This is a genomic window from Pleomorphochaeta sp. DL1XJH-081, from assembly GCF_049310885.1.
Lineage (GTDB): Bacteria > Spirochaetota > Spirochaetia > Sphaerochaetales > Sphaerochaetaceae > CAYZJV01.
On sequence record NZ_JBMDYO010000148.1, the window covers coordinates 1 to 259 of the forward strand.

A 259-nucleotide genomic window follows, 5' to 3' on the forward strand; every position below is an offset into this window, starting at 1 on the left:
GAAAATGTGAAAGTTGGTAAAGGATTGGGGGATTTGCCCAAGGTTATATTGACTTCTAGTAGTGGAAGTGAGGCGGAGCTGTACCTCTATGGAGGTTGTGTGACATCATGGAAAGTAGCTAGTAAGGACCTCCTCTTTGTTCGGCCAGATGCTGTGTTTACCGGGCAGAAGCCCATCAGTGGAGGAATACCACACTGTTTTCCACAGTTTGGACCTGGCGCAATTCAGCAGCATGGTTTTGCAAGAAATATGAATTGGG

General features: G+C 46.7%; 1 pseudogene. It reads left to right on the forward strand.

Going from position 1 to position 259, the window contains the following annotated elements:
- Nucleotides 1–6: 6 nt before the first annotated feature.
- Nucleotides 7–259: pseudogene (locus ACODJP_RS14255) on the forward strand (hypothetical protein); the annotation flags it as partial.